This window comes from Pseudochrobactrum sp. XF203 (genome assembly GCF_020341615.1).
GTDB lineage: Bacteria > Pseudomonadota > Alphaproteobacteria > Rhizobiales > Rhizobiaceae > Pseudochrobactrum > Pseudochrobactrum saccharolyticum.
On the sequence record NZ_CP084392.1, the window covers coordinates 1,154,723 to 1,168,813 of the forward strand.

General features: G+C 51.2%; 14 protein-coding genes. 11 read left to right on the forward strand and 3 right to left on the reverse strand.

What is annotated here, in order from left to right:
- Window positions 1-59 precede the first annotated feature (59 nt).
- A complete protein-coding gene (locus tag LDL70_RS05040) occupies window positions 60-488 on the forward strand; it encodes a GNAT family N-acetyltransferase (RefSeq protein ID WP_116088174.1) in 429 nt (142 codons plus the stop codon).
- A 111-nt stretch (window positions 489-599) separates the two neighbouring features.
- Here the strand turns inward: LDL70_RS05040 and LDL70_RS05045 are convergent, their stop codons facing one another.
- The 3 genes from LDL70_RS05045 to hemB form a co-directional block, all read right to left on the reverse strand.
- Window positions 600-1,355, reverse strand: coding sequence for an arginyltransferase (locus LDL70_RS05045; protein WP_022710474.1), 756 nt, complete (start codon window positions 1,353-1,355; stop codon window positions 600-602).
- Between the two features lie 365 nt (window positions 1,356-1,720).
- A complete protein-coding gene (locus LDL70_RS05050; protein WP_022710475.1) occupies window positions 1,721-2,191 on the reverse strand; it encodes an RDD family protein in 471 nt (156 codons plus the stop codon).
- Between the two features lie 159 nt (window positions 2,192-2,350).
- On the reverse strand, window positions 2,351-3,355 hold the full coding sequence (hemB, locus tag LDL70_RS05055) for a porphobilinogen synthase (protein WP_033315960.1): 1,005 nt from the start codon (window positions 3,353-3,355) through the stop codon (window positions 2,351-2,353).
- 214 nt (window positions 3,356-3,569) lie between these two features.
- On the opposite strand from hemB, the gene LDL70_RS05060 reads away from it, so the two are divergent.
- From LDL70_RS05060 to nusB, 10 genes are all read left to right on the forward strand, one after another.
- Entirely contained in the window at window positions 3,570-4,655 is a 1,086-nt protein-coding gene (locus LDL70_RS05060) for an enoyl-CoA hydratase/isomerase family protein (RefSeq protein ID WP_225688400.1), read from the forward strand.
- Between the two features lie 8 nt (window positions 4,656-4,663).
- On the forward strand, window positions 4,664-5,095 hold the full coding sequence (locus tag LDL70_RS05065; protein ID WP_075655865.1) for a DUF6163 family protein: 432 nt from the start codon (window positions 4,664-4,666) through the stop codon (window positions 5,093-5,095).
- A gap of 179 nt (window positions 5,096-5,274) precedes the next feature.
- The gene (locus LDL70_RS05070; RefSeq protein WP_225687574.1) at window positions 5,275-5,820 is read left to right on the forward strand and encodes a hypothetical protein; all 546 of its coding nucleotides are present in this window, start codon (window positions 5,275-5,277) and stop codon (window positions 5,818-5,820) included.
- Window positions 5,821-6,376: 556 nt separating this feature from the next.
- Complete coding sequence (locus tag LDL70_RS05075; protein WP_075655656.1) at window positions 6,377-7,684, forward strand: murein L,D-transpeptidase; 1,308 nt, start codon at window positions 6,377-6,379, stop codon at window positions 7,682-7,684.
- A gap of 557 nt (window positions 7,685-8,241) precedes the next feature.
- Complete coding sequence (gene glyA, locus LDL70_RS05080; protein ID WP_225687576.1) at window positions 8,242-9,549, forward strand: serine hydroxymethyltransferase; 1,308 nt, start codon at window positions 8,242-8,244, stop codon at window positions 9,547-9,549.
- 213 nt (window positions 9,550-9,762) lie between these two features.
- Window positions 9,763-10,245 (forward strand): transcriptional regulator NrdR, encoded by a 483-nt coding sequence (gene nrdR, locus LDL70_RS05085; RefSeq protein WP_151157947.1) that lies wholly within the window; start codon window positions 9,763-9,765, stop codon window positions 10,243-10,245.
- A 298-nt stretch (window positions 10,246-10,543) separates the two neighbouring features.
- Window positions 10,544-11,638 carry a bifunctional diaminohydroxyphosphoribosylaminopyrimidine deaminase/5-amino-6-(5-phosphoribosylamino)uracil reductase RibD gene (ribD, locus tag LDL70_RS05090; RefSeq protein WP_033315962.1) on the forward strand — a complete coding sequence of 365 codons (1,095 nt, stop codon included), beginning with the start codon at window positions 10,544-10,546 and terminating at the stop codon, window positions 11,636-11,638.
- A 26-nt stretch (window positions 11,639-11,664) separates the two neighbouring features.
- Window positions 11,665-12,273, forward strand: coding sequence for a riboflavin synthase (locus LDL70_RS05095; protein ID WP_151157945.1), 609 nt, complete (start codon window positions 11,665-11,667; stop codon window positions 12,271-12,273).
- Between the two features lie 413 nt (window positions 12,274-12,686).
- Entirely contained in the window at window positions 12,687-13,148 is a 462-nt protein-coding gene (locus tag LDL70_RS05100; RefSeq protein ID WP_028233523.1) for a 6,7-dimethyl-8-ribityllumazine synthase, read from the forward strand.
- Window position 13,149: 1 nt separating this feature from the next.
- Window positions 13,150-13,656, forward strand: a complete 507-nt coding sequence (nusB, locus tag LDL70_RS05105) for a transcription antitermination factor NusB (protein WP_075655648.1) — start codon at window positions 13,150-13,152, stop codon at window positions 13,654-13,656.
- The last annotated feature ends 435 nt before the right edge of the window (window positions 13,657-14,091 follow it).

Genomic DNA, 14,091 nt, shown 5'->3' on the forward strand with positions numbered 1-14,091 from the left:
TCTTGTAGGGAAGAAGCCGCTCTGATTGCTGATAAACCAATGGGAAGAAACCTTTAGCCATGCCTGCTGAATCAAAATATCAGGTGCTGCATCAGATTCCGGATGTGCAAACTTACTGCCATCTGCGCACTGCCAGCGGCCTCAGTGCAAAAACAACAGACGCAGCCGAGCGCGGTTTGAAGAATTCATTATTCGCCGTGCAGATTGCCGATGGTGATCAGATCATCGGCATGGGACGCGTCATTGGTGACGGCGGCACAACCTATCAGGTTTGCGATATTGCAGTTCTGCCTGACTATCAGGGGCAGGGACTTGGCAAGCGGATTATGCTTGAGATCAAAGCCTATCTGGATGAACATGCACCGGAGAGTGCCTATGTCAGCCTGATTGCTGATGGTCCTGCACAGCATCTTTATGCGCAATACGGTTTTTCACCGGTTACGCCTGCTTCAATCGGCATGGCCTACAAAGTAGGGCGTAAAAGCTGAAGCATGTCGCGCAAAAAGATATGAATCTCATTATGAGATTTATCATCTAGAAAATTGAATTTATTGCTTAATATAAAAACACCCGCATGGTTCTCATGCGGGCGTTTTGATTTAATCTGCAATATCTGTGCGCAGCCAGCCATTGGTTGTGAGATGCTCCTGCGGCTTGAAGCGGGTTTTATAATGCATCTTTTCGGAGCCGTTGACCCAGTAGCCCAAATAAACATGCGGCAGGCCAAGCGCATTGCAGCGCATAATATGGTCGAGAATAATATAGGTGCCGAGTGAGCGGTCAGCCAGTTCCGGATTGAAGAATGAATAGACCATCGACACGCCGTCACCCATCACATCGGTAAGGGCGGCAGCAATCAGCGGACCTTCGCCTTTGCCGGTAATCATCGTATCAGCGCCACGCATACGATATTCGATGATCTGCGTGTTCACATGGCTGTCCTCAACCATCATTGCATAATCAAGTACGGACATTTCCGACATACCGCCATTATGGTGACGGTGATTGAGATAATCATGGAACAGGGAATATTGTTCGGAACTCGGCTCAGCCTTATTGGCAAAACCAATGAGATCCTGATTGCGTTTCCAGATGCGGCGCATGGAGCGCGTCATCTGAAATTCACCGGCGAGAATGCGCACGGACACGCAGGCATTGCAGCTTTCACAGGCGGGGCGATAGGCGATATTTTGCGAACGTCGGAAACCGGCCTGTGTCAGCAGATCGTTGAGTTCCGGCGCGCGGCTGCCAACCAGATGTGTAAAAACCTTCCGCTCTGCGCGATTGTCCAGATAAGGACATTCAGACGGGGCGGTGAGATAAAATTGCTGCGGTTGCGGTTGATGTTGTGTCATGTTTCGCCTGTCAAAACGCAATAAAGACGAATTGTAAAATTTACGTCTGTAATTGTGCAGTTAAAGGCCTGCAGAGTGGTTAATAATAATTGAAAACGAAGATATGTAAAATCCCGCTTTTGTGATTTAGAGCGTCAGGCTCCTCTTTGGGTGCGCAAAACTCGTTCTAGAGCGGTTTACATCCAGATTGGATCACAGCACTCGCTCTAGATTCTTTAGTTTGTCGCATTATCACTGCCGTCAAGTTGATCCAACTTGACTGTGAAATGCTCTAGCCCTTCATAGCGCATAAAGGGCGATAAAAAAGCTGGTAATGCAAACAGCGCGGAAATACCCGCGCTGCTCACGTTCAACTTGTCGTCTTGTTATGGATTGGTACGGATAATCACCGCGCCGAGCAGCATGTCGTGTACGCCGCGTTTATAATCCAGAAACAGGGTTGCCAGCAGGATCAGCGGGGTAAGCACTGTGCAGGAAGCCCAGAACAAAACCGAGTGAACCACCGCAAACAGGCCGTCAACTGGATTACCGTCCATACGCTCGATGCGAATACCCATCATCCGCATACCTGTGGTGGCTTTATTACGTCCGCCGACTGTAAAATATACATAAGGCAGCGCCACCAGCGGCAGCAGGATACCATAGAGCATCCAGCCCAGACCCAGCGTCAGAATACCCAGAAAAGCGATGATAATCGCGACAGGGATACACAGCAAAAGCACAATGAAATAGTCGATCAGAAAGGCGAATACACGTCTGGTGCGCACACCTTCATAGAGGCGGCGGTCTTCAAAACGCGGCAGAACAATATCATTATTGATTGTTCGGTCATTCATCGGCTTATGGTTTCTCCTTTTAAACTTACAAACAAGGAGATAGGAAGCCGCGGTGCCGATTTCAAGATTGCCCGCCGGTAAGCCCTCTAAATGCAATCCCATATAAAAAAGCGCACTCTGCCGATGGCGGAATGCGCTTTTATAAAAACATAAACGGTATCAGGCGTTTTTGAGTTTCTCAGCCACTTCCAGAGCAAAATAAGTAAGAATACCGTCGCAACCGGCACGTTTAAATGCCAGCAGACTTTCCAGCATGACTTTCTCTTCGTCGATCCAGCCATTCTGACCGGCCGCTTTGATCATCGCATATTCGCCGGAGACCTGATAGGCGAAGGTCGGCAGGGCAAACTGGCTTTTGATACGCTGGATAATGTCGAGATAAGGCAGACCCGGTTTGACCATCAGCATATCCGCGCCTTCCAGCACATCCTGCTCGGCTTCGCGCAGCGCTTCATCCGTATTGGCCGGATCAAGATAATAGGTTTTTTTGTCGCCTTTCAGCACACCTGCCGTGCCGATCGCTTCACGGTAAGGACCGTAGAAAGCGGAAGCGAATTTGGTGGCATAGGACATGATCGGCAAATGCTGGAAACCATTGGCATCCAGTGCATCGCGGATTGCGCCGATACGGCCGTCCATCATATCGGAAGGGGCGATAATATCCGCACCGGCTTCAGCTTGTGCCAGCGCACCGCGCACAACCATCTCAACGGATTCATCATTGAGAATAATACCGTCGCGCAAAATGCCGTCATGACCGTCCGTGGTGAAAGGATCGAGCGCAGCATCGGTAATAATGCCGATTTCCGGAATTTCCTTTTTGATCGCGCGGGTCACCGAATTGATGAGATTGTCAGGATTGCCAATATAGGAGCCGTCCTGCGTTTTAATCCGCGCCGGTTCATTCGGGAAAGGTGCAATGGCCGGAATGCCGAGCTTTGCAGCTTTTTCTGCCTGACGCACAGCCATATCCACGGAATAACGAAGAACACCCGGCATTGCGGCAATCGGCGAGGCGACATTGCTGCCTTCACAGACAAAAAACGGCCAGATCAGATCATTGACGCTTAAACTGTTTTCCTGAACCAGACGGCGTGACCATTCGGTACGGCGCGTACGGCGCAGGCGGCGGCTTTGGGTGATCTCATCAATGTTACGCATCATGTCTTTCCGTATTTCGGCCTATGAAACTGCAATTTCCTGCAGTGCAGACTTCGATGAGGGAGCCTTAACACCCAAATCATGGTTACAGCTTGATAAAAACAATTTTTGAGGTGTGAAACATTGCCGCGCTTGCTTTACTCACTTATGAATCATGCTTCAATGCGGGAGAGGAAAATCAATGAATAAGGTGCATCAGAGCGGAGGAAGCGGCGTGATGATATCTGATTTCAAGGAGAATTTCGGCGGCGATGATGAAATTGCTTTTACTATGCAAGGTTCTGCAGGGCTGATCCGGCTGACCCGTCCGAAAGCGCTGAATGCTCTGACACACAAAATGGTGCAGGCAATGGAGCGCGCCTTGCTGCATTGGGCAGATGATCCTCAGGTCAAAGCTGTGATCGTTGAAGGCGAAGGGCGTGCATTCTGTGCTGGCGGTGATGTTGTGGCTGCCTATCATGCAGGCAGAAACGGTGCGCCTGCCTATGATTTCTTCCAGGATGAATATCGCCTCAACCGTCTCATTGGCTCCTATAAAAAACCTTATATTGCTTTGCTTGACGGCATTACCATGGGTGGTGGTGCCGGAATATCCGTTCATGGTTCACACCGGATTGTGACGGAAAATACACTTTTTGCTATGCCGGAAAGCGGGATCGGTTTTTTCACCGATGTCGGCGGCAGTGCGTTTTTACCTGCCTTGCCGGACAAGTTCGGTTTCTATCTCGGCTTAACCGGTTCTGCTATCCGCTGGGGTGATTGTTTGCAGAGCGGGATTGCCACGCACGCTCTTAAAGCTGAACAACTGGCGGAATTGCGTGAGCGGCTGATCGGCGGTGAACAGCCGGATGATATACTTCTGTCTATGCAGTCGGATGTGCCCGACTGGGAAATGCCGGAACAGGATAGGGCGCTGATTGCCCGATGCTGTAAGGCGGAAAGTGCTGAGCAGGTTCTGGCGCAATTCTCAGACGCCGGAGAGGCCGGCGATGAGAAAGCCGCAGCCATTGCGGAATTGCTGGGCAAGCGTTCACCAACCAGTCTGAAAGCGATTTTTACACTATTTCAGGATGCGGAAGCATTTATTCGTGCAAACAAAGAGCTGAGCTATAGCGCACGCTTGGATAGACAGATGCAAATAGAGTACGCTCTGGCAGAGATTCTGCTGCAAGGGCATGATTTCTATGCCGGTGTCGGCGCTGTTCTGATCGACAAGACCGGTAATCCGCTATGGAACCCTGCAACATTGGCGCAGGTGCAATTACCGGATTTTCTAACGCTTAAAGACATTAAACAAGGGTAATGAGCCGCATGATGGACGATCAGCTGAGACTGCGCACGGGAGATTCAGCCCTGCATAGCTGGTTCATTCTGTTTATCCGCTTTGTCGCGCTGGTTTGTCTTGTCGGCGGTGTTTATTACTGGTTGCGGCTGATCGGCCTATATCCGGGACTGCTATGGCGTTTCGATCTGATGCCGTGGCAATGGCAGACAATCTGTGTGAGTCTCGCGATTGCGCTGCCGATTGTTGCGACCGGCCTGTGGATCCGTGCCTCATGGGGCGCTGTGCTATGGGTGATTACGGCTGTGGCTCAGGCTTTGATTTACACAGTTTTTGCACGGTTCTTTGAATATTTTCCGGCGCTGGCAGCCGTCAATATTGCGTTTCTGCTGATCTATATCGCTTTTCGCATCGGCCTGTTTTTGCAGGGTAAACGTGCACTGGCAACGCCTGTCCGCTAAAGCTGGAATAATGACCGGATTGAGAGAGCCGGTTGTTAACCACTTGTTAGCCCTGTGGCTTAAGCCGAAGTTCACCGCTGTTTCTTAAAGTCTCCTCAGGCAAATTTCAGTTTTCTGCGCGCTCCGCATTCGGAGGCGGCTGGCTGATCTTGTGCTTTGGAAAAGCGGAGACAAGCTGCATGCAAACGCAAGAGCCGTTTCAGACATCATTATCCGGTATGGGGCATGCAGGTTCCCGTTCCGGTGAAGGAACAGGCTTGCAGGTTCTGTGTCTGGAAGTCGAGCGGCAGCTGAACCGGCATTATAAGCGGGTTCTGGCATTTTTTGACGATGCCTTTTCCGGCCGTCAGGATTATCCGCTGAATGCCGAGCAGGCATTGATGCTGTTTTGTATCAGTCTTGGTCTGCGTGATACTGTCCAGCTTTATCGGATGGTTGAGCCCGTCACATCACAATCGGTGGTGATGCTGGCAAGTCTGTTTGCGCAAGGTTACGTGACATCCGCTGCGGATGAGACGGCGGCGGGCGGAGCAGATTTGGCGGTTCTTGCGCTTACTGAAAAAGGGCAGGCGGTGGCAGACGGCCTCTATGAGCTCTATACTTTTGTGTTTCTGGAGACATCGGGCAGGGAAGTGCCTGATGCCGCGCGTCTGGCCTCTATGCATAACTCTTTGCGACGCCTGCAAAAATTCAGCCACATGCATGGCAGACCTGCTGAGCTGTAATGCTGCTAAAGCATGTCTAGCTCAAATGGATTCATTTGAGCTACCGCAGACATGCGGCAATTAAAAGAATCTAGAGCGAGCACTATGAATTCGATTAAACGCGACACGCTCTAGGCCGGACAGTTCTGATCGTTGCGAAATGGCCACATTCACTTATTAAGCTTATCTGCAATAATAATTTTCAGTTTGTGATGAATGTAATGACTTGCCGGAATACCCGCAGACATGTTTAAGCCACAAAACTGATTATAGCGGTAAAGTCCGGCAGGGTGTTTTGTGTTTAGGCAACTGATGCGTGTTCAGTCAGTTATACTGCTATTCGGGTTTGTTTTAGTTTCAGAGTTAAAGTTGAGCGCATCCCGAAAAGTGGGAACCGGTTTTCGGATAAGATGCGCGTATAGAGCTTAATAAAGCGACAGAGCATCTCCAATACTTAGTTTTAGATTGGGAATGTTCTGGAGCGCAGAGCGCTTAGAGCTTTTCTGCTGATATGCCTGTGTCATGCGGCAAGCTTCCGGTGTGCCACGTCCTGTTACGGCGGATTGAGGATCAAAGAATGAAGCATAATGTAAAAGACAGCAAAACAACCAAGGCACTTGACCGCCGTTTGTTTTTGCGGGGCGCTGCCGGTCTGGGACTGGCTGCTTTGTCCGTACCGGCAGTTTCTTCTGCGGCACTTGCTCAGGCTGTCGGCCTGAATGATGTGCTGTCATCCGGCCGTCGCGGTAACTGGAACGATACATTCGATGCGCGCGGCACCGGCGGTGCCAAAGCTATCGCCACCAATCAGCCGATTATGAGCCCGCAGACGCTGAATTATATCAGCGAAGCGATCAATCAGTATAATAATATTGTCGCCAATGGCGGCTGGCCGGTTGTGCCGGGCAATGAGCGCCTGCGTCTGGGCATGAAAAGTCAGGTTGTGCCGATCCTGCGCCAGCGCCTGATGATCTCCGGCGATCTGCCTCAGGGCATCGGTGCTTCCAATTCTTTTGATACTTATGTAGATGCGGCCGTAAAGCGCTTTCAGGCACGCCACGGTCTGCCTGCTGACGGCGTGATGGGCGATGTGACCTATAAAGCGCTCAATGTCAGCGCCGATGTCCGTCTTGGTCAGCTGAATACTAATCTGCAGCGTCTTGGCTCGCTGGCCAATGTCGATCAGACACGTTTTGTCATGGTCAATATTCCGGCAGCACAGATTGAGGCGATTGAAAATGGCCGCGTGGTACAGCGCCATACCGCAGTTGTCGGCAAGATCGACCGCCAGACACCGATCCTGACTTCTAAAATCCATGAAGTGATCCTCAATCCATACTGGACAGCGCCAAAGTCGATTATCCGCAAGGATATCATTCCTTTGATGCGTAAAGATCCGCAATATCTGACCAAGAACAAGATCCGTCTTTACGATGGTCAGGGGCAGGAAGTTCCGCCGGAAACCGTTGACTGGAACACGGAAGATGCAGTGAAGCTGATGTTCCGTCAGGATCCGGGCAAGATCAATGCCATGGCTTCGACCAAAATCAACTTCCATAACAGCCATGCTGTTTATATGCATGATACGCCACAGAAGGGCACTTTCAACAATCTGATGCGCTTCGACTCGTCAGGCTGTATCCGTGTGCAGAATATCCGCGATCTGGATGTGTGGCTGCTGAAAAATACCGGCGGCTGGGATCGTCAGACCATCGAAGATACAATTAAGAGCGGTCAGAATAATCCGATTCAGGTGGCTGACCCTGTGGCGCTGTATTTTGTCTATATTTCCGCATGGTCTACCGGTGACGGTATTCCGCAGTTCCGCGATGATATTTACAAGATGGACGGTGCTTCGGAACTGGCAATCGGTACCGCGATCTGATCTTGCACAGCCTGAGGTCGCAATAATGCTGGTGCAGTTCCAAAAAATGCACCAGCCGGATGGCTAAGCAGAAGCATGGTCTGTTAATAATCGTCTGAATTTAAAGCCGCCTTCGGGCGGCTTTTTTGTATTTAAACGATATAAATGGGACTTTAGCCGTTTTACGTCATGGCATATCGCCTGTTGGCCATGGAGCAGGTGTTACAAGTGTGATATTGCCACCCGACATAGGAATGGGCTAGAGCATTTCCAGCAAAAGTGCGAAGCGGTTTTGCGTAGGATAATGCGTAAAAAAGAGTTAGAGCGGCTCCGATAAATCGTTTACTGCCGGAGCAGCTCTAACCCTTAAACAGCATTGAATTTACGTGCTTTTTGTTTCGCATTTTGATATGCGGACAGACATTGAGCGTATCCCGAAAAGCGGGAGCCGGTTTTCGGATAAGATACGCGTCAAAAAAATAGCGAGGAATTCCATGACCGTCGCATACAGGCGGCGGGAATGGTGTCTGATTGACTTTTGACTGGGAAATTGACCGGGAACCGGAAGGGAATAGGATATGTCGCAGGCGAACAGTGCTTCTCTCGAAGCATTCTTTAATAAGGGTCTTGAAGAAGCGGATGCTGAAATTTTCGGCGCAATCCGTAAGGAGCTTGGCCGTCAGCGTCACGAAATCGAGCTGATTGCATCGGAAAATATCGTTTCCCGCGCAGTGCTTGAAGCTCAGGGTTCAATCCTCACCAACAAATATGCCGAAGGTTATCCGGGTAAGCGCTATTATGGCGGCTGCCAGTATGTTGATATCGTTGAAGAACTGGCGATTGAACGTGCGAAGAAACTGTTCGGCGCAGAATTCGTCAACGTGCAGCCAAATTCCGGCAGCCAGATGAATCAGGCTGTATTCCTCGCGCTGCTGCAGCCGGGCGATACATTCATGGGTCTGGATCTGAATTCCGGTGGTCACCTGACCCACGGTTCTCCGGTCAATATGTCCGGTAAATGGTTCAATGTCGTATCCTATGGTGTGCGTGAAGACGATCACCTGCTGGATATGGACGAAGTGGCACGTCTTGCCCGCGAACATAAGCCTAAGCTGATTTTGGCTGGTGGTACTGCCTATTCCCGTATCTGGGACTGGAAGCGTTTCCGTGAAATCGCCGATGAAGTCGGTGCATATCTGATGGTTGATATGGCGCATATTGCCGGTCTGGTTGCTGCCGGTGTGCATCCGTCGCCAGTGCCGCATGCTCATGTCTGCACCACCACCACCCACAAATCCCTGCGCGGCCCGCGCGGTGGTATGATCATGACCAATGACGGTGATCTGGCCAAGAAATTCAACTCGGCTGTATTCCCGGGTCTTCAGGGCGGCCCGCTGATGCACGTGATTGCCGGTAAAGCGGTTGCACTGGCAGAAGCGCTGCAGCCTGAATTCAAGCTCTATGCGCAGAATGTTGTGGCAAATGCCAAGGCTCTGGCAGAGAACCTGAAGAAAAATGGTCTCGATATCGTTTCCGGCGGCACCGACAACCATCTGATGTTGGTTGACCTGCGTCCGAAAAATGCAACCGGCAAACGCGCTGAAGCAGCACTGGGCCGTGCCAATATCACCACCAACAAAAACGGTATTCCGTTCGATCCTGAGAAGCCTTTTGTAACCTCCGGTATCCGTCTCGGCACACCGGCCGGTACAACCCGCGGTTTCGGCATCAAGGAATTCGAAAAAATCGGTGATATGATCACTGAAGTGCTCGACGGCCTTAAAGCTGCCAATTCCGATGAAGGCAATGCAGCTGTTGAACAGGCTGTTCAGAAAAAAGTTGTGGAGCTGACCGAAGGCTTCCCGATGTATGGCTATCTGGGCTAAGCCGGTTGTGACTATGTTGTAATTTCAGACGCCGCGTATCACATAAGTGTTACGCGGCGTTTTTGTCTGTGCAGCTTGCCGGACATAGCTGATGACAAAGCAGCCTATCTGCTTTAGATAATTTCAATCTGAGTGAATTATAGTCGTTTACAACCTGTCAGGCTGGAATGGCTGCCGTGCTGCAAGGTGCGGTAACAAGTTGAGAGTTGAGCCATGCGCTGTCCGTTTTGTCAGTCTGAAGATACGCAGGTCAAAGATTCCCGTCCGGCGGAAGACGGTTCGGTCATCCGCAGACGCCGTGTCTGTTCTGTATGTGGCGGCAGGTTCACAACATTTGAGCGCGTACAATTGCGCGAACTGATGGTGGTCAAGAAAAGCGGCCGCCGTGTGCCTTTCGACCGCGATAAACTGATGCATTCGGTGCAGGTTGCGCTGCGCAAGCGTGAGGTTGACAGTGACCGCGTGGAACGCGCTGTTTCGGGCATTGTGCGCCAGCTGGAAAGTTCCGGCGAGGTTGAAATTCCGTCGGAAGAGATCGGCCGTCTGGCGATGGAAGCACTGAAGGGCGTGGACGATATTGCCTATATCCGTTTCGCATCCGTTTATCGCAATTTCAGTGTTGCCAAAGACTTCCACAATGTCATTGATGAGCTTGGCCATCCGGAAAATGCTGTATCATCGAGCAATGAGGATTAAAGTTCAGAGCGCTTAATGTGCTCTGGCTTTGGGCAGAATTCTGCTTTTGAATAAGAATTTGAGGCATGGATGTTCGTTGAACCTGATGCCTCTTGTGAACTGAATGCATATTGGCAACTGAAAATTGTTTCGGGTCAGATGCGTGTTAAAGTAAATAGGTTTTGAATCTGTTTGGCTTAAAGGCAGGCGGTACAAAACACTCCGTACTGGAATTTGGCATATGAATGAACCTCAGAACGCGACAGCCCGTCAGACCCATTCTGGTGAGGGAAGTGCATCGGAGCTTGATAAGCGCTTTATGGCGGCTGCAATCCGCTATTCACGCCGCCATCTTGGTATTACGGGAACCAATCCTTCTGTGGCGACGCTGATTGTAGCGGATAACGGTCACGGGCCGGTGATTGTCGGGCGTGGTGTGACGGCTGAAGGCGGACGTCCGCATGCCGAAACACAAGCGCTGGCTGAGGCCGGAGAACTGGCAAAGGGCGCAACCGCCTATGTCACGCTGGAACCTTGCGCTCATCACGGCCACACGCCACCTTGCGCATCCGCGCTGGTCACTGCAGGCATCAAGCGCGTTGTTGCTTCGAGCAGCGATCCTGATCCACGTGTTGCAGGTCGTGGTTATCAGATTTTGCGCGATGCAGGGCTGGAAGTTGTCACCGATGTCTGCCGCGAGCAGGGCGACGATGAGCTGGCAGGCTATCTGTCACGCTCTTTCCGCAAGCGTCCGGAAGTGATGCTGAAGCTGGCACTGTCGGTTGACGGCTATGTCGGCTGCGTCGGACGAGGGCAGATTGCCATTACCGGTGCGGTCAGTATTGCGCAGGTGCATATGCGCCGTGCCCAGACCGATGCGATTATGATCGGTGTCGGAACGGTTATTGCGGATGATCCGGTGCTGAATACCCGTTTGCCGGGTCTGCAGGATCGTTCGCCGATCCGCGTTATTCTCGACAGCGAGTTGCGTATTCCGCTCACATCCAAACTGGTGCGTTCCGCGCGTCAGGTGCCTTTGTGGATTGCTGCCAGCAATAATGCTGATCCGGCAAAACGCCAGCAGCTGATTGAAGCCGGCTGCCGCATTCTGGCAACGGAATGCGAGGATGAAAAAATCGCTTTGCCGGAACTGCTGGATGACCTTGCAGCGCAGGGCATTGCTACAGTCATGGTTGAAGGCGGCGCAGTCGTTGCGCAGGCTTTTCTGGCACAGGGATTGGTTGATAAGCTGATGATTTTTGACGGGCCGAACCCGATCCTTTCCAACGGGGATGGTCAGGCGCTGGCGGTTGAGGGTTTGCAGGCTTTCATTGATGCGGATTTTGTCAAAACCGGCGAAAGCCATTTTGCGTCAGATGTTTTGAGTGAATACAAGCGCAAAGCAGGTTTTTGATAAGCAGGGAATGAGAAGGATTTCTTATGTTTACAGGCATTGTTACAGATATCGGTGAAGTTGCTGAAATCAGCCCGATGGATGAAGGTGTAAGACTGCGTATTGATACGCATTATGACCCGAAAACCATTGAGATCGGTGCATCTATTGCCTGTTCGGGTGTGTGTCTGACTGTTACCCGCCTGCCGGATATTGAAAGCAATGCCTGCTGGTTTGAAGTGGAAGCATGGGAAGAAGCCTTGCGTCTGACCACGATCAGCGAATGGAAAGCCGGACGCAAAATCAATTTGGAGCGTTCGCTGAAGCTTGGCGATGAAATGGGCGGTCATCTTGTATCCGGCCATGTCGATGCCATGGCGGAAATTATCAATATTCAGCAGGAAGGTGAGGCAGTGCGCTTTACCATCCGTGCACCGGAAAATCTGGCGCCGTTTATCGCGCAGAAGGGCTCCGTGGCACTGGACGGCACGTCGCTGACAGTCAATGGCGTCAACGGCAATGAATTTGATGTGCTGCTGATCCGTCATTCGCTGGAAGTCACCACATGGGGCAAACGTCAGGTCGGCGACAAGATCAATATTGAGATCGACCAGCTGGCGCGCTATGCAGCCCGCCTTGCGCAGTTTAAGGCATAAACACCTTTTTTATGACAACCGGACGGGATGCCGCTTATGCAGATAAGCGGCATCTTTGTTTTACGCATGCGACAAAATCACTGAAAAGCTGCAAACAGGGATTACTTTTCAGCCGCAATGCTGTAGAGCAGCAGTCATTACCGTTCAGGCGTTGCTTTAACTCAGTTGTGCAGATTGATCTGTCGCAGCAGGGTCTCGCTGTTGTTGCGGGCAAAAAGCATATTGAAAAATGTATGGCTGCTTACATTGTAAGTGCCGCAGGTTTCTATAGAATATGATTTATATACGTTCCCGTAAGCAGCCTGTGCCTGCGGGAGAGGATACAGTGTTCTTGACCTGTGGCAGTTTCAGATAAACCGCTCTGGTAGTCGTGGATTCAATTGCTTTAAAGGCAGCTGATTATGGAGAATGAGATGACCGGAAATCTGGCCTATCCGCCGCATATTCTGATTGTTGAAGCCCGTTTTTACGATGCGCTTTCTGACGCGCTTCTGGATGGTGCCAAAGCGGCGCTGGATGAAGCCGGTGCGACTTATGATATTGTGACGGTCATGGGCGCTCTTGAAGTTCCTGCGGCTATCTCTTTCGCTCTTGATGCTGAAGCCGGTGGCGGTACAGAATATGATGGTTATGTTGCGCTTGGCACCGTCATTCGCGGCGAGACCTATCATTTTGAAATCGTTGCCAATGAATCCTCCCGCGCATTGACAGACCTGTCTGTGGCGGAAAGCATTGCGATCGGTAATGGCATTCTCACTGTTGAAAATGAAGAGCAGGCCTGGGCCCGCGCCAAACGCAGTGAAAAAGATAAGGGCGGTTTTGCAGCGCGCGCTGCCCTGACGATGATTGATTTACAGAAAAAATTTGGAGTCTGATATGACCGCCCCTCATGCGACGCCGCAGAATGCGCCGCGCACCGCCAATAAGCGAGGCGTTGCACGCCTTGCTGCCGTTCAGGCACTGTATCAGATGGAAGTCACCGGCACCGGCGTGCTGGACATTGCTGCTGAATATGAAAATTTCCGCCTCGGCAAAGATATTGACGGCGATCAGTATCTGGAAGCTGACCCTCAATGGTTCCGCGCCATTATTGCCGGTGTGGTTGCCGACCAGCGTGTGCTGGATCCGATGATCCGCCAGTCGCTGACCGAAGACTGGCCGCTGTCGCGCCTTGATTCGACCCTGCGTGCGATTTTGCGTGCGGGTATCTGGGAATTGCGCACTAAAAAAGAAGTGCCGACAGCCGTTATCGTCTCGGAATATGTAGATATTGCCAAGGCTTTTTACGAAGAAGATGAGCCGAAACTCGTCAATGCTGTGCTGGATCGTCTGGCATTCGAAATTCGTGGCGAGAGCCGCGGAACCAGAAAAACGCCGCGCTGACGGTGTTTGGCAGAGGTGATTGCCTTTGCGATGCATTTTAAAGCCATCAGAGCCGGTACAATATTGTGCCGGCTTTTTTATATTGCCGGTACTTGCGCTGTTACCGTTTTTAAAACAGGCACTTGACCTTTGTTACAGGCTTTCGCATCCTGCGCACAGAATACCGGAAGACAAGCCTGAAGCATGCTGATCAGACAGATGCTGAACGAAACATAATCCTGAAGACTGAGAGATTTCAGAGCAGGATTATGGGGTAAATCAAACTGCCGGACTCTGAACTGAAATAACTGCCCTCTGTTGCTGTCTGAACAGACTGTGAGCATTTTCAGAAGCGCACTCCGCGCTTTAAATGACTGCTGTACCTTGCTCCATGCCGTCCTCCGTTATCGGGAGATAATCCGGTTCTCATGCCGGAATTATAAAGGCCGAAGAATA

Coding starts and splice junctions, on each gene's coding strand:
- LDL70_RS05050 (WP_022710475.1), bottom strand. CDS start 2,191: ATGAATGACCGAACAATCAATAATGATATTGTTCTGCCGCGTTTTGAA.
- hemB (WP_033315960.1), bottom strand. CDS start 3,355: ATGATGCGTAACATTGATGAGATCACCCAAAGCCGCCGCCTGCGCCGT.
- LDL70_RS05040 (WP_116088174.1), top strand. CDS start 60: ATGCCTGCTGAATCAAAATATCAGGTGCTGCATCAGATTCCGGATGTG.
- ribD (WP_033315962.1), top strand. CDS start 10,544: ATGGCGGCTGCAATCCGCTATTCACGCCGCCATCTTGGTATTACGGGA.
- LDL70_RS05070 (WP_225687574.1), top strand. CDS start 5,275: ATGCAAACGCAAGAGCCGTTTCAGACATCATTATCCGGTATGGGGCAT.
- LDL70_RS05095 (WP_151157945.1), top strand. CDS start 11,665: ATGTTTACAGGCATTGTTACAGATATCGGTGAAGTTGCTGAAATCAGC.
- nrdR (WP_151157947.1), top strand. CDS start 9,763: ATGCGCTGTCCGTTTTGTCAGTCTGAAGATACGCAGGTCAAAGATTCC.
- LDL70_RS05075 (WP_075655656.1), top strand. CDS start 6,377: ATGAAGCATAATGTAAAAGACAGCAAAACAACCAAGGCACTTGACCGC.
- LDL70_RS05045 (WP_022710474.1), bottom strand. CDS start 1,355: ATGACACAACATCAACCGCAACCGCAGCAATTTTATCTCACCGCCCCG.
- LDL70_RS05100 (WP_028233523.1), top strand. CDS start 12,687: ATGACCGGAAATCTGGCCTATCCGCCGCATATTCTGATTGTTGAAGCC.
- nusB (WP_075655648.1), top strand. CDS start 13,150: ATGACCGCCCCTCATGCGACGCCGCAGAATGCGCCGCGCACCGCCAAT.
- glyA (WP_225687576.1), top strand. CDS start 8,242: ATGTCGCAGGCGAACAGTGCTTCTCTCGAAGCATTCTTTAATAAGGGT.
- LDL70_RS05060 (WP_225688400.1), top strand. CDS start 3,570: ATGATATCTGATTTCAAGGAGAATTTCGGCGGCGATGATGAAATTGCT.
- LDL70_RS05065 (WP_075655865.1), top strand. CDS start 4,664: ATGATGGACGATCAGCTGAGACTGCGCACGGGAGATTCAGCCCTGCAT.